Raw genomic sequence first — 16,876 nt, 5'->3', positions numbered from 1 at the left:
GCAGTGACATCATGAACGTTCTCCTGGCAGGCGCGTCCGGCTACATCGGCTCTGGCGTCCTTTCGGCTCTTCTTTCCTCCGGCCATTCCGTAACCGCTCTTGTTCGCAGTGAGGAAAAGGCCGCGGCGGTGAGACGCGGGGGTGTCCTGCCCGTTGTCGCTGACATGCGTGCTCGCGACGTGGTGCGTCAGCTAGCGGCCCAGGCTGACGCGGTGATCACTACGGCCTCGCCCGGTGACGAGACCAGTGCGGCCGCTGAAATCGACTTCGCCGAGGCTGTCCTCGCGGGCCTTCGCAGGGGCAGTGCGTTCGTGCGAACCGGAGGCATCTGGGTGTACGGGGCCGGTGAGGACATCACCGAGGGCTCCCCGATCAAGGCACCTGACATCGTGGCCTGGCGCCCGGAAATCGATGCCGGACTTCTCGCGGCTTCCCAGGTCCGTTCCCTGTTGGTGGAGCCTGGCATCGTCTACGGCCACGGGAAAGGAATTCCCAACGTCGTGATGTCCGCAGAGGCGACCGGTGGCGACTTCCCGGCCCTGCGGCTGATCGGTCCGGGGACGCAGCACTGGAGCACCGTCCACGTCGGCGATCTGGCCGAGCTTTATGTGGCAGCGCTTGAGCAGGGTGAGACCGGTTCCCGCTTTATCGGCGTCAGCGGTATCAACCCGACCGTGCGTGAGATGGGTGAGGCGGCCAGCTGGCGCCGGGGCCTCGAAGGCCGTGTCGTAGCCGAGGACGGTGCCTCGACGTTCGAGCGACTTGGTGCCTTCGGCGAGGCACTTCTGCTCGATCAGCAAGCCACCGGGAACGCGGCGCGCGAGATCCTGGGATGGAATCCCACTCGGCCGTCGCTTCTCGAAGTGATCACTGGCGGTGGCTACGACCAGACATGAGGGAATCGGTGCGCTGCCGAGGGTGACACCCTGATCTGCGGGGCATTCGCTCCATGATGAGTCGCAGAGGGACAGCGGATGCCTGGTCGGCCTCCGCGGCAGGGGCCGGCGGGACCTCGGACCGAGTCCGGAGCCGGGACTGCCGGGCCGGGAGGAAGGGTGCTCCGGGCCGTCCGGAGCACCCTTCCGCGGCCGCGGGGCTCAGGGGAGGTCGGCCCGGCGGGTTTCCACGTGCCAGCGTCGGCCGGCTGTCCTGGTGAGATGGACCGCGTGGCCGAAACAGGTGCTGACGCTGTCACTGGTGAGCACCTCGTCGACCGGGCCCGAGGCCAGGACTCGGCCTGCGCGGAGAAGCATGGCGTGAGTGGTGCCGGGCGGCAGCTCTTCCAAGTGATGCGTGACGATCACCGTGGCCAGCTCGCTCCGGGAGCGTTGCAGCGTGCCCATGCTCTCGACAAGTTGTTCCCGGCCAGCCAGATCGAGGCCGGTGGCGGGCTCGTCGAGGAGCAGGAGGCTCGGGTCCGGCATCAGGGCACGGGCGATGAGCGCACGGCCGCGTTCGCCCTGGGAGAGCACCGGCCAGCGCGTGTCGGCGCGGTCGGACAGGCCGAGCATGGCCGTCAGTTTGTCCGCCTGTGCTTCCTGCTCGGGTGTCGGGGACCAGCGCGGCGCGCGTTCGACGGTGCCCGTGAGCCCGGTGAGCACGATGTCGGACACCTTCAGCGGGGAAGTGAGTGGATGCCTGGGGTTCACGTGGCCGACCACGCCTCGTAGTTCGCGGACATCGACGCGGCCCAAGGTGTGCCCGAGGATGTCGACCTGCCCCCGGGTGGGGTGGCCGACGGCGCCGAGCAGGCTGAGCAGAGTGGTCTTGCCCGCGCCGTTGGACCCGAGTAGTGCCCAGTGCTCTCCGGGGCGTACCGTCAGCGAGATTCCGTCCAGCAGAAGCCGCCCGTCGCGCACGACATCGACTCGGTCGGCCTGAAGCACCGGGGTGGGGTTCATGACTCCTCAGTGTGGTCGATCCGCGTAGCCCAGCCTGCATGGCGGGCGCTGTCCAGCATCGGATCCGCATCAACCCTTTGACAACGGGCAATACCACACGGTTGATGTGCAGATCTAAGCATCTCTTCGGGGGACCTACGTCGGAAGACCTGGCGGGCGTTGTTTACTTGAGGTTGGGTTCTGCTCGGAAGCTGTGCGGAAACCCCTGGTGATTCCGCCACCTCCCGCCTGTCAGCTGTGCTCCAAGGGCGGAGTCCCCTGGAGCACTACCGAGAGGCGTCTGCGGTGGTGAGGAAGCCGTTGTAGTGCCACATGTAGTCGGTGAAGGCCAGGTTCAGACCGACTTGGTCGCGCAGGTAGTCGTCGGTGACCGGCAGGGCGGGTGCGGCGTGGGAATGGTCGGCCCGCACCTGCCGGGGAAAGTCGGGTTCGCCGCAGTCGAAGAGCTCGAAGAGGAACCGCGAGCGGCCTTCGACGTCGCCGCCGTAGCGGTCGGCGCGGCGGTGATGAAGTCATCTCGCAACTGTTCGACCTCGCCGGTGCTCAGGGCGCGCGCACCGGCGGGGTCGTGTTCGGAGGGGGCCGACGGGCTGGCCGTTGGAGCCGCCCAGGGCCCGTACGCTGTCGCCTCTTCACCGAGGCCGGTGTTGTGGCGCAGCCGCCCGCTGAGTTTCGTACAGCGGCGGCGCTGGGGACCCGGGGGGCGCCGGCGGGGGCGGGGGGGGGGGGCCGGGCCGGGTGGCCCCCCGCCGGCTGTGAGAAAACCACGTGTCACGCCGTGGGGCGGGCCAGTAGCAAACCATGGTGGAGGTGGGGGGCCGCCGCCGCCCGCGGAGTTTCGTACTGCGGCGGCGCTGGGGCCCCGGCGCGCGCGGCCGGAGACGGTCGCGCGAGCCGGAACGGGATGCCCACAGGCCTGCTGTCAGAAGACCTCGTCTCGCGCGTGGGCGCGGAACTCTGCCTCACGTTCGTGCAGGAGGGGGCCGTCGAGGAATTCATTGCCGGCCAGGGAGCGCTCCAGGGCGTCCAGCCAGCGCTCGTAGTATTCGTCCACGCCGTTCTGTCCCTTTTCGGCGATGGCCGCAGCCAGGTGGCCGCGGAAGGTGTCCCAGTCGAAGAAGCCGGCCTGGGACAGGCTGACCGCCATGCCGAAGGCGCGGCTCTGCCAGGGCTCGTCGAAGACCAGCTCGCCGTTCGAGCGGGGCATGGCGACCGCGCCCCGCATGGAGCTGACGTTGCGGTCCACCTCGGCGCCGGGCGTGTCCGTGGCGCACAGGGTCGGGTTCTCGGTCATCACGCGGCCACCTTCGGCTCGACGTCCGGCAGTACGGTGACCCCGACCATGGAGTCGCGCGTGATCAGTTCGGCGAGTTCCTCCTCGGAGAGGTTCTCGGAGCCCTTGGGGCGCTGCGGGATCACGAAGTAGCGGACCTCGACGTTGCTGTCGAGGACCTTGATCTCCTTGCCGTCCGGGAGGACGGTGCCGAACTCGGCCAGGACCTTCCGGGGCTCGCGCACGACCCGGGCCCGGTAGGGGGCGTCCTTGTACCAGCGGGGCGGCAGTCCCAGCACGGGCCAGGGGTAGCAGGAGCACAGGGTGCAGACGATGACGTGATGGAGGTCGTCGGTGTTCTCGACGGCCACCAGGTTCTCGCCCTCCATGCCGCTGATACCGAGCTCGGCGACGGCCCGGGTGGCATTGGCCATCAGACGGCTCTTGAACTCGGGGTCGGTCCACGCCTTGGCGATGGCCTTGGCCCCGTTCAGCGGGCCGATGTCGTTGGTGTAGATGTCGACGACCTCGTCGACGACGTTGCCCTGCAGCACGCCCTTCTCTCGCAGCAGCGACTCCAGTGCCCTGGCCCGGACCTCGCCGTCGGAGAGTTCGCGGTGGTGGTGGTTCTCGCTCATGTCGGATGTCTTTCTCGTGCGGACTTACGGGAGTACGGAACGGTTCCGGAAACCGGGAAAGGCCGCCGGAACCGACACGGCTACGCGGCTGCGGACTCGGTGACGACGTCCATGTAGGACTCGTAGAGGTCCATGGTCACGCTGGTGTTCGGCTCTGCCCCCGGGCCCCACAGATCCGTGCCCTCGAAGCGGACGGCGTAAGTGGGTTCGGGGTTCTCGCCCTCGCGGTGCGCCACCGTGTCGGCCAGGGGGTAGGTGCCGCTGTAGGCGACGATGACGCCGGTCTTGCCCCACACGAACCAGGGCAGCCGGGTGTGGCCGGGCACCGCGCGGACGTGGGCGCGGACCCGGTCGCCCACCGTGAAGTTCTGCGGCTGGTCCGGGCGCCGGGCTCCGAGGCCGACGTAGGCGATGCCGCGGGTGCCCTCCCGCAGTTTCTCGACGACCTCGGGGTCCGGCTCGCCGGTGACGGCGGGCAGTGCCCTGCCCTCGCGGATGTCCTGCTGGCGTGCGGCGAGTTCGTCACGGGTGACGAAGCCGTCGCGGACGCAGAGCTCCTCGATCGACTCCAGCCAGTGGATGTAGTACGGGGTCTCCAGGTACTCGGCCGGGGGCATCTGCTCGATGATGTGCCGGAACTCGTCCAGCGCCCAGGTGCCCTGGACTCCGCTCACCAGGAGCAGGGCGAATGTCAGGCCCTCCCAGTCCTCGTGGAAGACGACGTCGTCCTTGGTCTGGATGGGACCCATGTGATATCCGCCGACATCGTGAACGCCGATCATGACGACTCCTTGCTGATGGTTCCTCGGGGGAGGGGGTGGTCAGGGACGGAAGGCGCCTTCGCCCGTGTCTTCGTACGCCTTCGCGGCGCGGTACACGGTCGCCTCCTTGTAGTGCCTGCCGACGAGCATCAGGCCCACCGGCATGTCGTTGTCGCCCGGGCCGCACGGCAGGGTGAGGGCCGGATGGTGGGTGATGTCGAAGGGGGCCGTGTTGAAGGCCATCGGGTGGGACGTCCTCAGTTCGTCCTCGATACCGGACGACGGGTCGGGGAGCGGCAGCGCCGTCATCGGGGTTGTGGGCATCAGCAGCAGGTCCACGTCCTTCAGGATCTCGTCGTACTTGCCGCGCAGCACCCGGGCGGCGTTGACGCCGCGGCCGTAGCCGGCGTACCCGATGTGCTTCGTGACGTACTCGGAGATGACGAAGAAGAGCTTCACGCTGGGCGGGGCCTGGTCGATGGCGGAGCCGTGCCGGTGTGCCCACTCCATGAGGGAGACGGGGTAGTGGTCGTCGCGGTAGATGCCGATGCCGTTGTGCCTGAGCGCGGTCTCCGTCATTCCGGTCCATCCGATCGTGGACCAGATGTCGAGGCCGAGCCGGTGCTGCGGCACGGACACCTCGTGGACCGTCGCACCCAGCCGGGCGAGCACGTCCGCGGCGGCCCGCACCCGCTCGGCCACCGCCCGCTGGGTGCCCGGCACCTCGAAGCCCTCCTTGAGGACGCCGATCCGCAGCCCCTTCACGCCCTGGTCGAGCGCGCCTTGGTAGTCGGAGGGCTCCACCCCGTGCTGGCGCGGGTCGATCCCGTCGGGGCCGGCGAGCACACTGAGCAGAAGAGCGTTGTCGGCGACGTCCGCGGTCATGGGGCCGACGTGGTCGAACTCGGCGTCGAGTGAGGGGATACCCGTGTACGGCACCAGACCGGTGGTCGGTTTCAGACCGACGATGCCGCAGAACGAGGACGGCATCCGGATCGAGCCTGCCTGGTCGGCACCAAGGGACATGTCGGCCTCGCCGAGGGCGACGAGGGCCGCCGAGCCGGAGGACGAGCCGCCCGTGGAATATCCGTCCCCCCAGGGGTTGCGGATGGGGCCGGTCACATTGGTGTGGCTGGCACCGGAGAAGCAGAGGTATTCGCAGTGAGCTTTGCCGGAGACCGTACCGCCGGCTTCGAGGACGCGGCGTACGACCTCGGCGTCGAAGTCGGGGACGTATCCCTCGAAGAGGTTCGAGCCGGCGATCATCGGCAGCCCGGCCACCGGGATACTGTCCTTGACGACGACGGTGCGGCCCGCCAGCGGCCCCGTGCTCTTCTCGGTGATGGACGAGCGCACGAACCAGGCGTTGTGGCGGTTGTCCTCCGCGGTGGGAACGGTGTGCTCGCGGGAACCTCCGGCCGGCCGCAGGGGGGTGTCCTCGGCGGAGATCTCGGCCACGGGCCCGTACGTCGTGATGCTCTTCGCGACGACCTCGGCGTAGATCTTGGACTGTTCCTCGGTGATCCCGAGACCGAGTCGCTCCGAGATGGCGAGCATGTCCTGGTGGGTGGGGGCGGGGATCGTCATGTGACCAGCTTTCGGACGGATGGCCGGGAGGTTATTTCCAGATGGAAGCATATGGAAGTGTGTTACGTCACCATGTTGGGAGACTCTTTTCCGTAAGAGGGTCCCGGGGTGGTCAGGGCGTGCCGCTGTGTGCGACCGCGGCGCGGGGCTGCTCGCGGTCGAAGCGGCCGAAGCGCCAGGCGAGCGTCGCGATGATCCAGATGGCCGCGAAGCCGCCGACCGTCGCGTAGCCGAGCGCCTCGAAGTGGTCACCCAGGGAGGCGTACGGCGCGAGGAAGGCGACGCCGAGGTCGTCGGCGAGGAAGCCGGCCAGATACACGGTGGCGATGACCCCCGCGACCAGCACCGTCGCCCAGGTCGTCGCCATGTTGTAGAAGAGCTTGCGGGCCGGGTTGCGGGCCGACCAGGAATACGCGCGGGTCATGAGCAGGCTGTCGAGGGTGTCGAACAGGCTCATGCCGGCCGCGAAGAGCAGGGGCAGGGCGAGGATGGCGGCCCAGGACGCGCCGTTGCTCGCGGAACTCGCCGACAGGCTCAGCAGGGTGATCTCCGAGGCCGTCTCCAGGCCCAGGCCCATCAGGGCGCCCACGGGAAACATGTGCCAGGACGAGCGGACCAGGCCCCGTGCGCGCCCGCGCAGCAGACGGTTGAGCAGCCCGCGCCTGGCCAGTTGCCGCTCCACCTCCTCCTCGTCGAGTCGCCCCGCGCGCAGATCCCGCCAGCAGCGCACCACGCCGGCCAGGGCGAGGGCGTTGAGCACCGCGACCAGGGTCAGGAAGCTCAGGGCCACCAGGCCGGAGACGGTTCCTCCGATCTCCTGGAGGTGGGCGAAGCCCGACGCGGCGGTGGTGTTGGCCACGACCGCGACGAGGACTGCCATCACCAGGACCACGGAGGAGTGCCCCATGGCGAAGAAGAAGCCCACGCCGTACGGGTGCTTCCCGCGCTGGATCATCAGCCGGGTGGTGTCGTCGATGGCGGCGATGTGGTCGGCGTCGAAGGCATGCCGGACGCCGAGCACGTAGGCGAGTGCGCCGGCGCCGAGAAACGCCGCCGGGACATGGGGGTCGGATGCGGCGGTGCGGTACAGCAGCCAGCCCGCCAGATGCAGCAGCAGGATGATGCCGGCGATCAGTGCCAGCCGGGCTCTGGCGGACCGGCTGGGGGAGGGGGAGTCGGACACGGGGCCTCCTGTGGAAGCAGGCGGAAGTGCGGGAAGCGGAAGCCGCTGGGGGCGTCGTACGCCGAAATTCACGTGTCTGGCCGTTCACGGGCCGGCCTCAAGCGTAGTAACGTCGACGAGGTATTTCCATTTGGAAGATATCTCGAAGAAGATATGGAGGGGAGGTTACGTCCGTGAATCGCGCTGATTACAGGACGGTGTCGGTAGCGGTTCGCCGTGTCCTACAGCACGGTGAAGGACAGACCCTCCGCCACCGCCAGGTGCATGTCGTACTCGGGCCGCGGCGCGGCCTCCGAACTGCCCGCCTCCGCGGTGACCTGCGTGGTGAACGCCTCGGCCGTCAGCAGCCCGCGCGCGTCGCAACGGGCCAGGTAATGCACGCTGTCGTAGCAGTGCTCGGCCCAGGCATTGAGTACCGGTGCCTCCTCGCCGACCGCCGACCGGTAGCGGTCCTCCAGGTCGAGCCGCTTGGGCGAGGCGAGCGTGTCGAAGGAGTGCGAGCTGGCGTAGAGGTTGCCGGAGCCGTCCCCGTTGATCGCGTAGAGGGTGTTCTCCTCCAGGCAGCCCGACACGCGCACCAGCTTGCGGTCGAGACCGCGCCGCCGGAGGGCCTTGAGCAGGACGACCTGGTCGCGGCCCGGTGTGTTGAGGACGACGCCGCCCGCACCACTGCTCAGCAGCTCGTCCAGTACGACGTCGGCGACCTCGCCCGCCCGGCCCAGCGGCAGTGTGCGGTCCAGGACGACGCGGCCGTCGTACCGGGGGACGGCCAGCAACTGGGCCACCCGCATCGCCCGGGGCCACACGTAGTCGGTGCCCAGGATCGCCCAGTCGCGCACGCCTCGCTCCCTGATGACGCGGCCCAGGGAGACCGCGAACTGCTCGGGTGTCTCCCCCGGGCAGTACACCGCCGGCCGGGTCCTGGTCGCCTCGAAGCCCGCCGTGAACACATATGGGAGGCGTCCGTCCAGGGCCCGCTCCACATGGAGCAGGGTGCGGCTGGTGTGCAGTCCGACGAACGCCTCGACCGCCCCGCTCGCGGCGAGATCCGAAACCGTCCTGGCCACCTGCGACGGATCGCCGCCGGAATCGGCGACGACAAGTTCGACAGGGCGGCCGTCCGGTCCGGCCGCGCGGTTGACCTCCTGGGCGGCGAGCAGCGCCGCCTCCAGGGCGGAGGGGCCCACCAGGCCCATCACGCCCGAGCGAGGGATGACCAGGCCGACGCGCAGCGTCCTGGCGGACGGCCCGTACACCATCGCCTCCAGAGGGTCGGCGAGGGTGACACTCAACGACATACCACCGTAGTCTAAAGAGGTTTCCGCAGCGTGGAAAGGTTTGACATGGCGGATCCGGATGCCCCCGGGCCGGGCGCGAGTTTGCCCGACGGCATAGCCCGCCTGACCGCTGCGGCGCGCGGTCTCAGCCAGCTGCTCAAGGCGATCCTCGCCGAGGACGGGCTGCGCGAGGACCAGTGGCGCGTGATGGACGCCCTGGCGCACACGCACGGGCTGCTGATGGGGGAGCTCGCGCGCACGCTGGTGCTGCCCCCGGCCACGACCACGCGCTGTGTCGACGAGCTCACCGACCTGGGACTCGTCTTCCGCCGGCCGCAGCCCGAGGACGCGCGCAAGTTCGTGGTCTACCTGTCGAGGACGGGCTACGAGCGCTACGACCGAGCCCTCTCACTGCTGGAAGCACACCGGGCGGAGCTGACGGAACTGCTCGGCGGCGCCTGCTCCCACGACCTCCTCAGGGCGGCGGCGCCCCCGCCTGCGCCCATGCCGCGGTGACGATGCGTGCCGCCGCGTGCCGGGGTGTGATCCGCAGTGCGCCCACCTCTGCCGTCAGCCGAGCCGTGAGCTCCTTCACCTCGCGCCGGGACAGCGTCTCCAGGAGTTCCTCGCGCACCAACTCGGCGGTCCAGCTGATTAGTTGACGGCGGCGCTTGGTTTCGAAGAGCCGCCGGTCGAGAAGATGCCGGCGATGCGCTCCGGCCTTCCTCCATACCTCGTCCAGTGCCGTCCCGGTCACGGCTGAACAGGCCACGACGGGCGGTTGCCAGGCCCCGGGTTCGGGGCGCAGCAACCGCAGGGCGGTGGACAGTTCGCGGGCGGCACGCTGTGCCTCGGCGACGTACTCGCCGTCCGCCTTGTTCACGGCGACGACATCGGCGAGTTCGAGGACGCCCCGCTTGATGCCCTGCAACTGATCGCCCGTGCGGCCCAGAGTCAGCAGGAGGAAGGTGTCGACCATGTCGGCCACCACGAACTCCGACTGCCCCACCCCCACCGTCTCGACGATCACGACGTCGTAACCGGCCGCCTCCACGACCACCATGGCCTCACGGGTGGCCGCGGCCACCCCACCGAGCGTTCCACCGCTCGGGGACGGCCGGACGAAAGCGGCCTCGCGTCCCGCCAGCCGGGCCATCCGGGTGCGGTCGCCCAGCACACTGCCGCGGGTGAGGGCCGAGGTCGGATCGACGGCCAGCACCGCGACCCGGTGGCCGGCGTCCACCAGACGCATACCCAGCGCGTCGATGAACGTGGACTTGCCCGCCCCCGGGGCACCGCTCACCCCGAGGCGGACCGCGTTCCCGGAGTGCGGGAGCAGCGCGGTGACCAACTCCTGGGCGGGGGGACGGTGAACCGGGTGCCGGGACTCGACCAGGGTGATGGCGCGGGCCACCGCGGCGCGGCCCCCGGCCCGCACACCCTCGGCGAGACCGGCCACGTCCACGGCGGTCACGTCCACCACGGTCACGGCCGGCCGTCGAGCAGGCCGAGCACCCGCAGCGCCGACTCACCGACGGGCGTGCCGGACGAGAACACCTCGGCGACGCCCGCCGCGCGCAGTTCGTCGACATCCTGAGCCGGGATCGCGCCGCCCACCACGAGGAGGACGTCCTCGGCTCCCTCGGCGTCCAGCGCCCTGCGCAGCAGGGGCACCAACGTGCGGTGCCCCGCCGCCAGTGAGCTGACGCCGACGATGTGGACATCTGACTCCACCGCCTGACGGGCAACCTCCTCCGGAGTGGAGAACAGCGGACCGACATCGACGTCGAAGCCGAGGTCGGCGAAGGCGGTCGCCACCACCTTCTGTCCCCGGTCGTGGCCGTCCTGCCCCATCTTGGCCACCAAGATCCGCGGCCGGCGGCCGTGTGCCTCCTCGAAGGCATCGGTGGCCCGCCGCACGCGTTCCGTGGCTTCCTGCCTTCCGGCCTCCGCGCCGTACACGCCGCTGGCGGTACGTACGGTCGCGGAGTGGCGTCCGTAGACCTTCTCCAAGGCGTCGCTGATCTCGCCGACGGTGGCCTTGGCGTGCGCCGCGTCGACGGCCAGGGACAGCAGGTTGCCGTCACCGGTCGACGCCGCGTGCGTCAGCGTGTCCAGCGTGCGCCGTACGGCGGCCGGATCCCGTTCCGCGCGCAGCCGGCGCAGCTTGGCCAGTTGCTGCTCGCGTACCTTGGCGTTGTCGATGCGCAGGACGTCGACGTCCTCCGCCGTCTCCGAGCGGTGCAGATTGACACCGATGACGGGCTGGAGACCGGCATCGATCCGGGCCTGCGTGCGCGCGGCGGCCTCCTCGATGCGCAGTTTGGGCAGGCCCTGCGCGATGGCCTTCGTCATGCCCCCCAGTGCCTCGACCTCCTGGATGTGCTGCCAGGCGCGGGCCGCCAGATCGTGCGTGAGCTTCTCGACGTAGTAGGAGCCGCCCCAGGGGTCGATGACCTTCGTGGTGCCCGACTCCGTCTGCAGCAGGAGTTGGGTGTTGCGGGCGATGCGCGCGGAGAAGTCCGTCGGCAGGGCCAGCGCCTCGTCGAAGGCGTTGGTGTGCAGCGACTGTGTCTGCCCCTGGACCGCCGCCATGGCCTCGACGCAGGTGCGGACCACGTTGTTCGACACGTCCTGGGCGGTCAGCGACCAGCCGGACGTCTGCGAGTGGGCCCGCAGGGAGAGGGAACGCGGGTCGCGCGGCCCGAAGCCGGCCATCAGCCGGGCCCACAGCAGCCGGCCCGCCCGCAGCTTGGCGATCTCCGTGAAGTAGTTCATGCCGATCGCCCAGAAGAAGGACAGACGCGGTGCGAAGCGGTCGACGTCCAGACCGGAGGCGAGACCGGCGCGGACGTACTCGATCCCGTCGGCGAGCGTGTACGCGAGTTCGAGATCGCTCGTCGCACCGGCCTCCTGGATGTGGTAGCCGGAGATCGAGATGGAGTTGTAGCGCGGCATGCGCTCACTGGTGTGGGCGAAAATGTCGCTGATGATCCGCATCGACGGCTCGGGCGGATAGATGTAGGTGTTGCGGACCATGAACTCCTTGAGGATGTCGTTCTGGACCGTCCCCGTGAGCTGTTCCTGCTTGACGCCCTGTTCCTCGGCCGCCGCGATGAAGAGCGCCAGGATCGGTAGCACGGCTCCGTTCATGGTCATCGACACGCTCATGCGGTCCAGCGGGATGCCCTCGAAGAGCTGGCGCATGTCGTAGATCGAGTCGATCGCGACGCCCGCCATGCCGACGTCGCCGACGACGCGGGGGTTGTCGCTGTCGTAACCCCGGTGCGTCGGCAGGTCGAAGGCGACCGACAGGCCCTTCTGGCCCATGGCGAGGTTGCGCCGGTAGAAGGCGTTGGACTCCTCGGCGGTGGAGAAGCCCGCGTACTGGCGGATGGTCCAGGGCCGGGCGGTGTACATCGTCGGGTACGGACCCCGGACGTACGGCGCGAAGCCCGGGAGAGTGTCCAGGAAGCCGGCACTGTCGAGGTCGGCGGGGCCGTGGACAGGCGGGATCTCCAGGCCCTCGGGGGTGGTCCACGGCGCGGGTACCGGGCCCGGGGCATCGGCCGGGGTGCCGTCCCCGCGCAGGGACGCGGCCGAGAAGTCGGGCAGTGTCATCACCGCACCTCCAGATCGTTCAGAACCTGTCGCAGCCGTGCGGGTACGTCCCCGCCGGGTGGCCCGAAGAAGGTGATGTCGAGGTCGTAGCCGGCCTGCCGCTCCTCCGCCGGGAGTGTGGACCCCAGGGCGTACACGACGGACGCGCCGGATGCCCTGGCCGCGGCGGCCAGAGCGCCGAGTCCCTCGGTGTCGGCCGCGCAGATGCACACCGCCCGTGCGGCTCGCTCGCGCAGCACGGTTGTCAGCTCGTCGACAGCGCCGACCGTCTGATCGGCGGCGATACCGCCCGAGGCGAACATATTGCGGGCGCTGTCCAGCACACGGCTGTTTCGGGCCGGCGTGCCCTGGGCGACGAGCAGCACGCCGGGACGGGCGCCGGTGCGGTGTACATGGGCGTCACTGCGGTCGCGCAGTGCCTCGAACTCCTCGCCGTAGCTCACCTCGGGCAGTGCGCCCGGGGGCCGGGGCGCGGGATCGTGTCCGTGGGGGAGGGGGTCGTCCAGGACGGCGTACGACGAGATCCCGGTGAGGGGGCGCTGCCCCACCGCGACGGCGCGCCGGCGTCGCCGGGCCGTTGCGGCCAGGTCCCTGTGCAACTGCCCGCTGTCCAGGTGGCTTTGCATGCCGCCCGACTGTTCGACGGCGGTGAAGTGCTCCCAGGCCGCTTCCGCCAGAGCGTCGGTGAGGGTTTCGATGTAGGGCGATCCGCCCGCGGGATCGGAGACCCTGCCCAAGTGAGCCTCGTGACGCAGGATGGCGTGCGTGGAACGGGCCACCCGTCGTCCCAGGTCGCCGGGGGTGGCGCCGGCCGCGTCGAAGGGCAGCACGGTAATGGCCGAGGCGCCGCCGGCCACGGCCGACACACACGCGACCGTCGCGCGCAGCATGTTGGTGCGGGCGTCGTGGCGGGTGAGCATGGCCTGCGAGGTCACCGCGTGCTGGCGCTGGGCTCCGGCCTCGGGGACGCCGCACAGTTCCGCCACCCGGGACCACACCAGGCGGGCCGCGCGGAGTTTGGCGAGCGACCCGAACTGGTCGGCGGTCACCGCGAGGCGGAACTCGACACGAGCGAAGACCTCCTCGGGCGTGAGGCCCGCGTCGGTCAGCGCCCTCAGGTAGGTCACCGCGGTGGCGGTCGCCAGGCCGAGTTCCTCCGCGGGCGAGGCGCCGGCGCGGTGGTGGACCGTGCCGTCGACAGTGATGACGGCCATCGACGGAAGGTCGCGGGCGAGAGCGAACAGCGCCGGGAGTTCGACGAGTTCCGTCCGTACCCCGGTCCGGGCCTGCCGGCCGAGCGGGTCGACACCGAGGCTGCCGGTGAGGGCGCCGGGATCGATGCCGCGCTCCTGCGCGACGGCCAGCAGGGTGCGTACCGTCGTACGGCTCGCGGGAGTGTCGTCCAGGACCAGCCCGACCCCGGTGAGGTCGACGGTGGCGAGGACCTCCGGCAGGTCGCTGGGGCGCAGCGCGGGGCTGTCGGTCGGCAGCCACAAGGTGTCGACGCCGCCGCTCAGTTCGGCACGGGCCGATTCCGCGAGCGGCCCCGGGCCGGAAGCGGTCAGCCGCTGGCGTACCTCCCAGCCCCGGGAGGCGTCGGGCACGTCGGTGCCCCGCACGTACGGCCACCGGCCCGGCACTCCGCGTGGGGCGAGCCCGTCGAGATCCCTCGCGGTGTAGAGGGGCTTCAGCCGTAGTCCGTCCTCGGTCCAGCTGGAGAGGGCGGTTTCCGGATCCCTGTCAGCCAGGTCGCCGCTGAGGGTGGCGGCGGCCAGCCCGCGCCACTCCTCGAAGGTCGCGGCGGGAAACTCCGATGCGAGGGTGAGTGGTTGGTCCGGGGCTCTCATCGTGCAGGGTCAACTTCCGTGTGTGAGGAATGCGCCGGTCCCGGTGCGGGGAGTCTGTCGCAGCGCGGGGCCGACGGCGCGGGCGGACTTCGAAACACGCCCTAGATCTCCAGGAGGAGCTTCCCGGTGGTGGTGCGGGACTCGATGGCCCGGTGGGCCGTGGCGGCCTCGTCAAGACCGAACCGCGTGCCAGCCGGGACGGTCAGCAGCCCTTCCCGTACCCAGGCGAAGACATCGTCCGCTCGGCGGCGCAGTGCGGCGGCGGTCGCGGCGTAGTGGGCGATGCTCGGCCGGGTGACGTAGAGGGAACCACCCGCGTTGAGCCGCGGTATGTCCAGGGGCGGTGGCGGGCCGCTCGCGGTGCCGTGGATCAACAGGGTGCCGCGCGGCCTGAGTGCGCCGAGACTGCCCTCGAAGGTCGCGGCGCCGACACCGTCGTACACCGCTGCCACGCCCAGGCCCATGGTCAGTTCGCGGACCTTGCTGTCGAAGCGGTCGTAGAGGATCACGTCATCGGCGCCGGCGGCACGCGCCGCGGCGAACTTCTCCGGGGTGGAGACGGTGCCGATCACCCGGCCTCCCCGCAACTTGACTATCTGGCTGAGCAGTTGGCTTACGCCGCCCGCTGCCGCGTGGATCAGGACCGTGTCGCCGGACTGGACGGGATAGGCGTCGGTGGCCAGGTAGTGCGCGGTCACGCCCTGCATCAGCAGGGCGACCGCAGTCCCGGCCGGAACGTCGCCCGGCACCGGTACCGCGCGCTCGGCCTCCACCAGCACGTAGTCGGCGTACGAGCCCTGCCCGCCGCTGAACCAGCCCACGAGCGCGCCCTCGGCGAGATCCGTCACCTCTGCGCCGGCCCGCGCCACCCGGCCGACGCCCTCGACGCCGGCACCGAAGGGCAGCGGCAAGGGGACGGCGCCGGTGCGATGGTAGACATCCATGTAGTTGACGCCCGCGAGGTCGACCTTCACCAGCACCTGCCGCGGGCCGGGGGAGGGGATCGGGACGTCGGCTGTCCTGAGCTCGTCCGGGCCGCCGTACTGGGACACGGTCACTGTGCGCATTGCTCTCATCCTTGGTTCGGGGGCCGATCCGGCGGGGTCAGGTTCAGCGGGGGAGGTTGACGTTGACCTGTTTGATCTGGGTGAAACCTTCGAGCATGCCTTCGAGAGACACCTCGCGGCCGACCCCGCTCTGCTTGTAGCCGCCGTAGGACTGGCCGACGACCTGCCCGCCGCCCTGGTTGACCTGGACCCAGCCGGCCTCCAGCCGGTGCGCGGTGGTCAGCGCCTGCTCCAGGTTGTGGCTCCAGACGTAGGCGGCGAGGCCGTAGACGCTGTCGTTCGCCATGCGTACGACGTCGTCCGTGTCACGCCAGGGGATCGCGACCAGGACCGGGCCGAAGATCTCCTCCCGGGCGAGCCGGAAGTCGTTGCGCGCCCCCGCGAAGACAGTCGGCACGTGGAAGTAGCCCTCGGACAGCGGACCGTCGGCGGGAGGACGACCGCCCAGCACCGCCCGCATCGAAGGGTGGGCGAGACCGTCGTCGATGTAGCCCTGCACGGACCGGAACTGCTTTTCGTTGATGATGGCGCCGATGTCACTGGCCTCGTTCAGGGGGTCGCCCACCGCTAGCGCTCCGAGCCGGGCCGCTAGGCGGTCGAGGACCTCGTCGTACACGTCCTCATGGAGGAAGAGGCGGGACCCCGCGGTGCAGCTCTGGCCCTGGCGGGAGATGCGCGAGGAGAGCACCAGGCCGTCGACGAGGCTGTCGTCGACCGCGTCGGGGAACACGATCGAAGGGCTCTTGCCCCCCAGTTCGAGCGAGAGGTGCGCCAGGCGCTCACCGGCCTTGCGCGCGATGCCCCGGCCCACCTCGGTCGAGCCGGTGAACGAGACCTTGTCGACTCCCGCGTGACGGACCAGTGCCTCGCCGACGACCCGGCCCTCGCCGGTGACGACGTTGAGCACGCCGTCGGGCAGGTGCTCGGCACAGATCTCGGCCAGCAGTATGACCGACAGCGGTGCGTCCTCCGCCGCCTTGAGGATCACGGTGTTGCCCGCGGCCAGCGCGGCCGGCACCTTGAACCCGGCGATCATCAGCGGGGAGTTCCAGGGGAGGATGCCCGCGATGACGCCGAGCGGCTCGCGGCGCGTGTACTGCAGCTGTTTGTCGCCGGCGGGCAGAGTGACGCCCTTGACCTCGCCGGCCACACCGGCGAAGTACCGGAACAGCTCCGCCAAGACCTTCGCCTCGGGGCGGGCCTGGGTACGCAGCGCGTTGCCCGTGTCGAGGGCGGTGAGCAGGGCGAGTTCCTCCGTACGTTCCTCCAGCGCGTCGGCGATCCTGCCGAGGGCACGCTGCCGAACGCTGAAATGGCTCTGCCGCCAGGACTCGAAGGCCCTCCGCGCTGCTGTGACCGCACGGTCGACGTCCTCGTCACCGCCCGACGGCACCTGGGCGATCACCTCGCCGCGCCGCGCGGGTGAGGTGATCTCGTCCCACTTCCCGCCGGCCGCCTCGACCCACTTGCCGTCGATGAGCATGAGCCCGATCGGCAGGCCGGACTCCCGACGCCAGGATCCGGGGAAAACGCTGCTGTCCGCCATGTCAGTCTCTTCCACAGTCAGTTGGGCTCTTCCACAGTCAGTTGTGATACAGGCTCGGCCCGGCGGAGGCGACGGCGCCAGGTCCGGTCACCGCGGCCCGGGCCGCGGCCGGTGTGGCCGTCGGCGGCGGACCGGGCGGCCCGACCGACGGGCCGATGACACTCCTCGGCCAGCT

General features: G+C 70.2%; 15 protein-coding genes. 2 read left to right on the top strand and 13 right to left on the bottom strand.

Annotation, left to right across the window (positions count from 1 at the left end):
- The first annotated feature begins 11 nt into the window (after positions 1–11).
- Positions 12–896, top strand: a complete 885-nt coding sequence (locus ACFXKG_RS28640; protein WP_384845113.1) for an NAD-dependent epimerase/dehydratase family protein — start codon at positions 12–14, stop codon at positions 894–896.
- Between the two features lie 201 nt (positions 897–1,097).
- Here the strand turns inward: ACFXKG_RS28640 and ACFXKG_RS28635 are convergent, their stop codons facing one another.
- The 8 genes from ACFXKG_RS28635 to ACFXKG_RS28600 form a co-directional block, all read right to left on the bottom strand.
- Entirely contained in the window at positions 1,098–1,901 is an 804-nt protein-coding gene (locus ACFXKG_RS28635; RefSeq protein ID WP_384845111.1) for an ABC transporter ATP-binding protein, read from the bottom strand.
- A gap of 266 nt (positions 1,902–2,167) precedes the next feature.
- Positions 2,168–2,311, bottom strand: coding sequence for a hypothetical protein (locus tag ACFXKG_RS28630; RefSeq protein ID WP_384845108.1), 144 nt, complete (start codon positions 2,309–2,311; stop codon positions 2,168–2,170).
- Positions 2,312–2,823: 512 nt separating this feature from the next.
- A complete protein-coding gene (locus ACFXKG_RS28625; RefSeq protein ID WP_384845105.1) occupies positions 2,824–3,195 on the bottom strand; it encodes a nitrile hydratase accessory protein in 372 nt (123 codons plus the stop codon).
- Positions 3,195–3,812, bottom strand: coding sequence for a nitrile hydratase subunit alpha (nthA, locus tag ACFXKG_RS28620; RefSeq protein ID WP_384845102.1), 618 nt, complete (start codon positions 3,810–3,812; stop codon positions 3,195–3,197). Before nthA ends, ACFXKG_RS28625 begins: the two co-directional genes overlap by 1 nt.
- Before the next feature lie 80 nt (positions 3,813–3,892).
- Complete coding sequence (gene nthB, locus ACFXKG_RS28615) at positions 3,893–4,594, bottom strand: nitrile hydratase subunit beta (protein ID WP_384845099.1); 702 nt, start codon at positions 4,592–4,594, stop codon at positions 3,893–3,895.
- Positions 4,595–4,633: 39 nt separating this feature from the next.
- On the bottom strand, positions 4,634–6,160 hold the full coding sequence (locus tag ACFXKG_RS28610; RefSeq protein ID WP_384845096.1) for an amidase: 1,527 nt from the start codon (positions 6,158–6,160) through the stop codon (positions 4,634–4,636).
- Positions 6,161–6,272: 112 nt separating this feature from the next.
- On the bottom strand, positions 6,273–7,343 hold the full coding sequence (locus ACFXKG_RS28605) for a HoxN/HupN/NixA family nickel/cobalt transporter (protein WP_384845093.1): 1,071 nt from the start codon (positions 7,341–7,343) through the stop codon (positions 6,273–6,275).
- A 221-nt stretch (positions 7,344–7,564) separates the two neighbouring features.
- Positions 7,565–8,641, bottom strand: a complete 1,077-nt coding sequence (locus tag ACFXKG_RS28600) for an ABC transporter substrate-binding protein (protein WP_384845090.1) — start codon at positions 8,639–8,641, stop codon at positions 7,565–7,567.
- A 45-nt stretch (positions 8,642–8,686) separates the two neighbouring features.
- On the opposite strand from ACFXKG_RS28600, the gene ACFXKG_RS28595 reads away from it, so the two are divergent.
- Positions 8,687–9,136 carry a MarR family winged helix-turn-helix transcriptional regulator gene (locus ACFXKG_RS28595; RefSeq protein ID WP_384845087.1) on the top strand — a complete coding sequence of 150 codons (450 nt, stop codon included), beginning with the start codon at positions 8,687–8,689 and terminating at the stop codon, positions 9,134–9,136.
- On the opposite strand, the gene meaB is transcribed toward ACFXKG_RS28595, so the two are convergent.
- From meaB to ACFXKG_RS28570, 5 genes are all read right to left on the bottom strand, one after another.
- The gene (gene meaB / locus ACFXKG_RS28590; RefSeq protein ID WP_384845084.1) at positions 9,096–10,094 is read right to left on the bottom strand and encodes a methylmalonyl Co-A mutase-associated GTPase MeaB; all 999 of its coding nucleotides are present in this window, start codon (positions 10,092–10,094) and stop codon (positions 9,096–9,098) included. The genes ACFXKG_RS28595 and meaB overlap by 41 nt on opposite strands.
- A gap of 11 nt (positions 10,095–10,105) precedes the next feature.
- Positions 10,106–12,241, bottom strand: a complete 2,136-nt coding sequence (scpA, locus tag ACFXKG_RS28585) for a methylmalonyl-CoA mutase (RefSeq protein WP_384845081.1) — start codon at positions 12,239–12,241, stop codon at positions 10,106–10,108.
- Positions 12,241–14,088, bottom strand: coding sequence for a methylmalonyl-CoA mutase family protein (locus ACFXKG_RS28580; RefSeq protein WP_384845078.1), 1,848 nt, complete (start codon positions 14,086–14,088; stop codon positions 12,241–12,243). Before ACFXKG_RS28580 ends, scpA begins: the two co-directional genes overlap by 1 nt.
- A 101-nt stretch (positions 14,089–14,189) precedes the next feature.
- Positions 14,190–15,155, bottom strand: coding sequence for a quinone oxidoreductase family protein (locus ACFXKG_RS28575; protein ID WP_384845075.1), 966 nt, complete (start codon positions 15,153–15,155; stop codon positions 14,190–14,192).
- 43 nt (positions 15,156–15,198) lie between these two features.
- On the bottom strand, positions 15,199–16,701 hold the full coding sequence (locus ACFXKG_RS28570; RefSeq protein ID WP_384845072.1) for an aldehyde dehydrogenase family protein: 1,503 nt from the start codon (positions 16,699–16,701) through the stop codon (positions 15,199–15,201).
- Positions 16,702–16,876: the final 175 nt, after the last annotated feature.

Source organism: Streptomyces sp. NPDC059255, assembly GCF_042752355.1.
In the GTDB taxonomy this organism is placed as follows: Bacteria; Actinomycetota; Actinomycetes; order Streptomycetales; family Streptomycetaceae; genus Streptomyces.
Note: the sequence above shows the minus strand (reverse complement) of the source record. Positions and strands in the feature narration are given on the sequence as shown.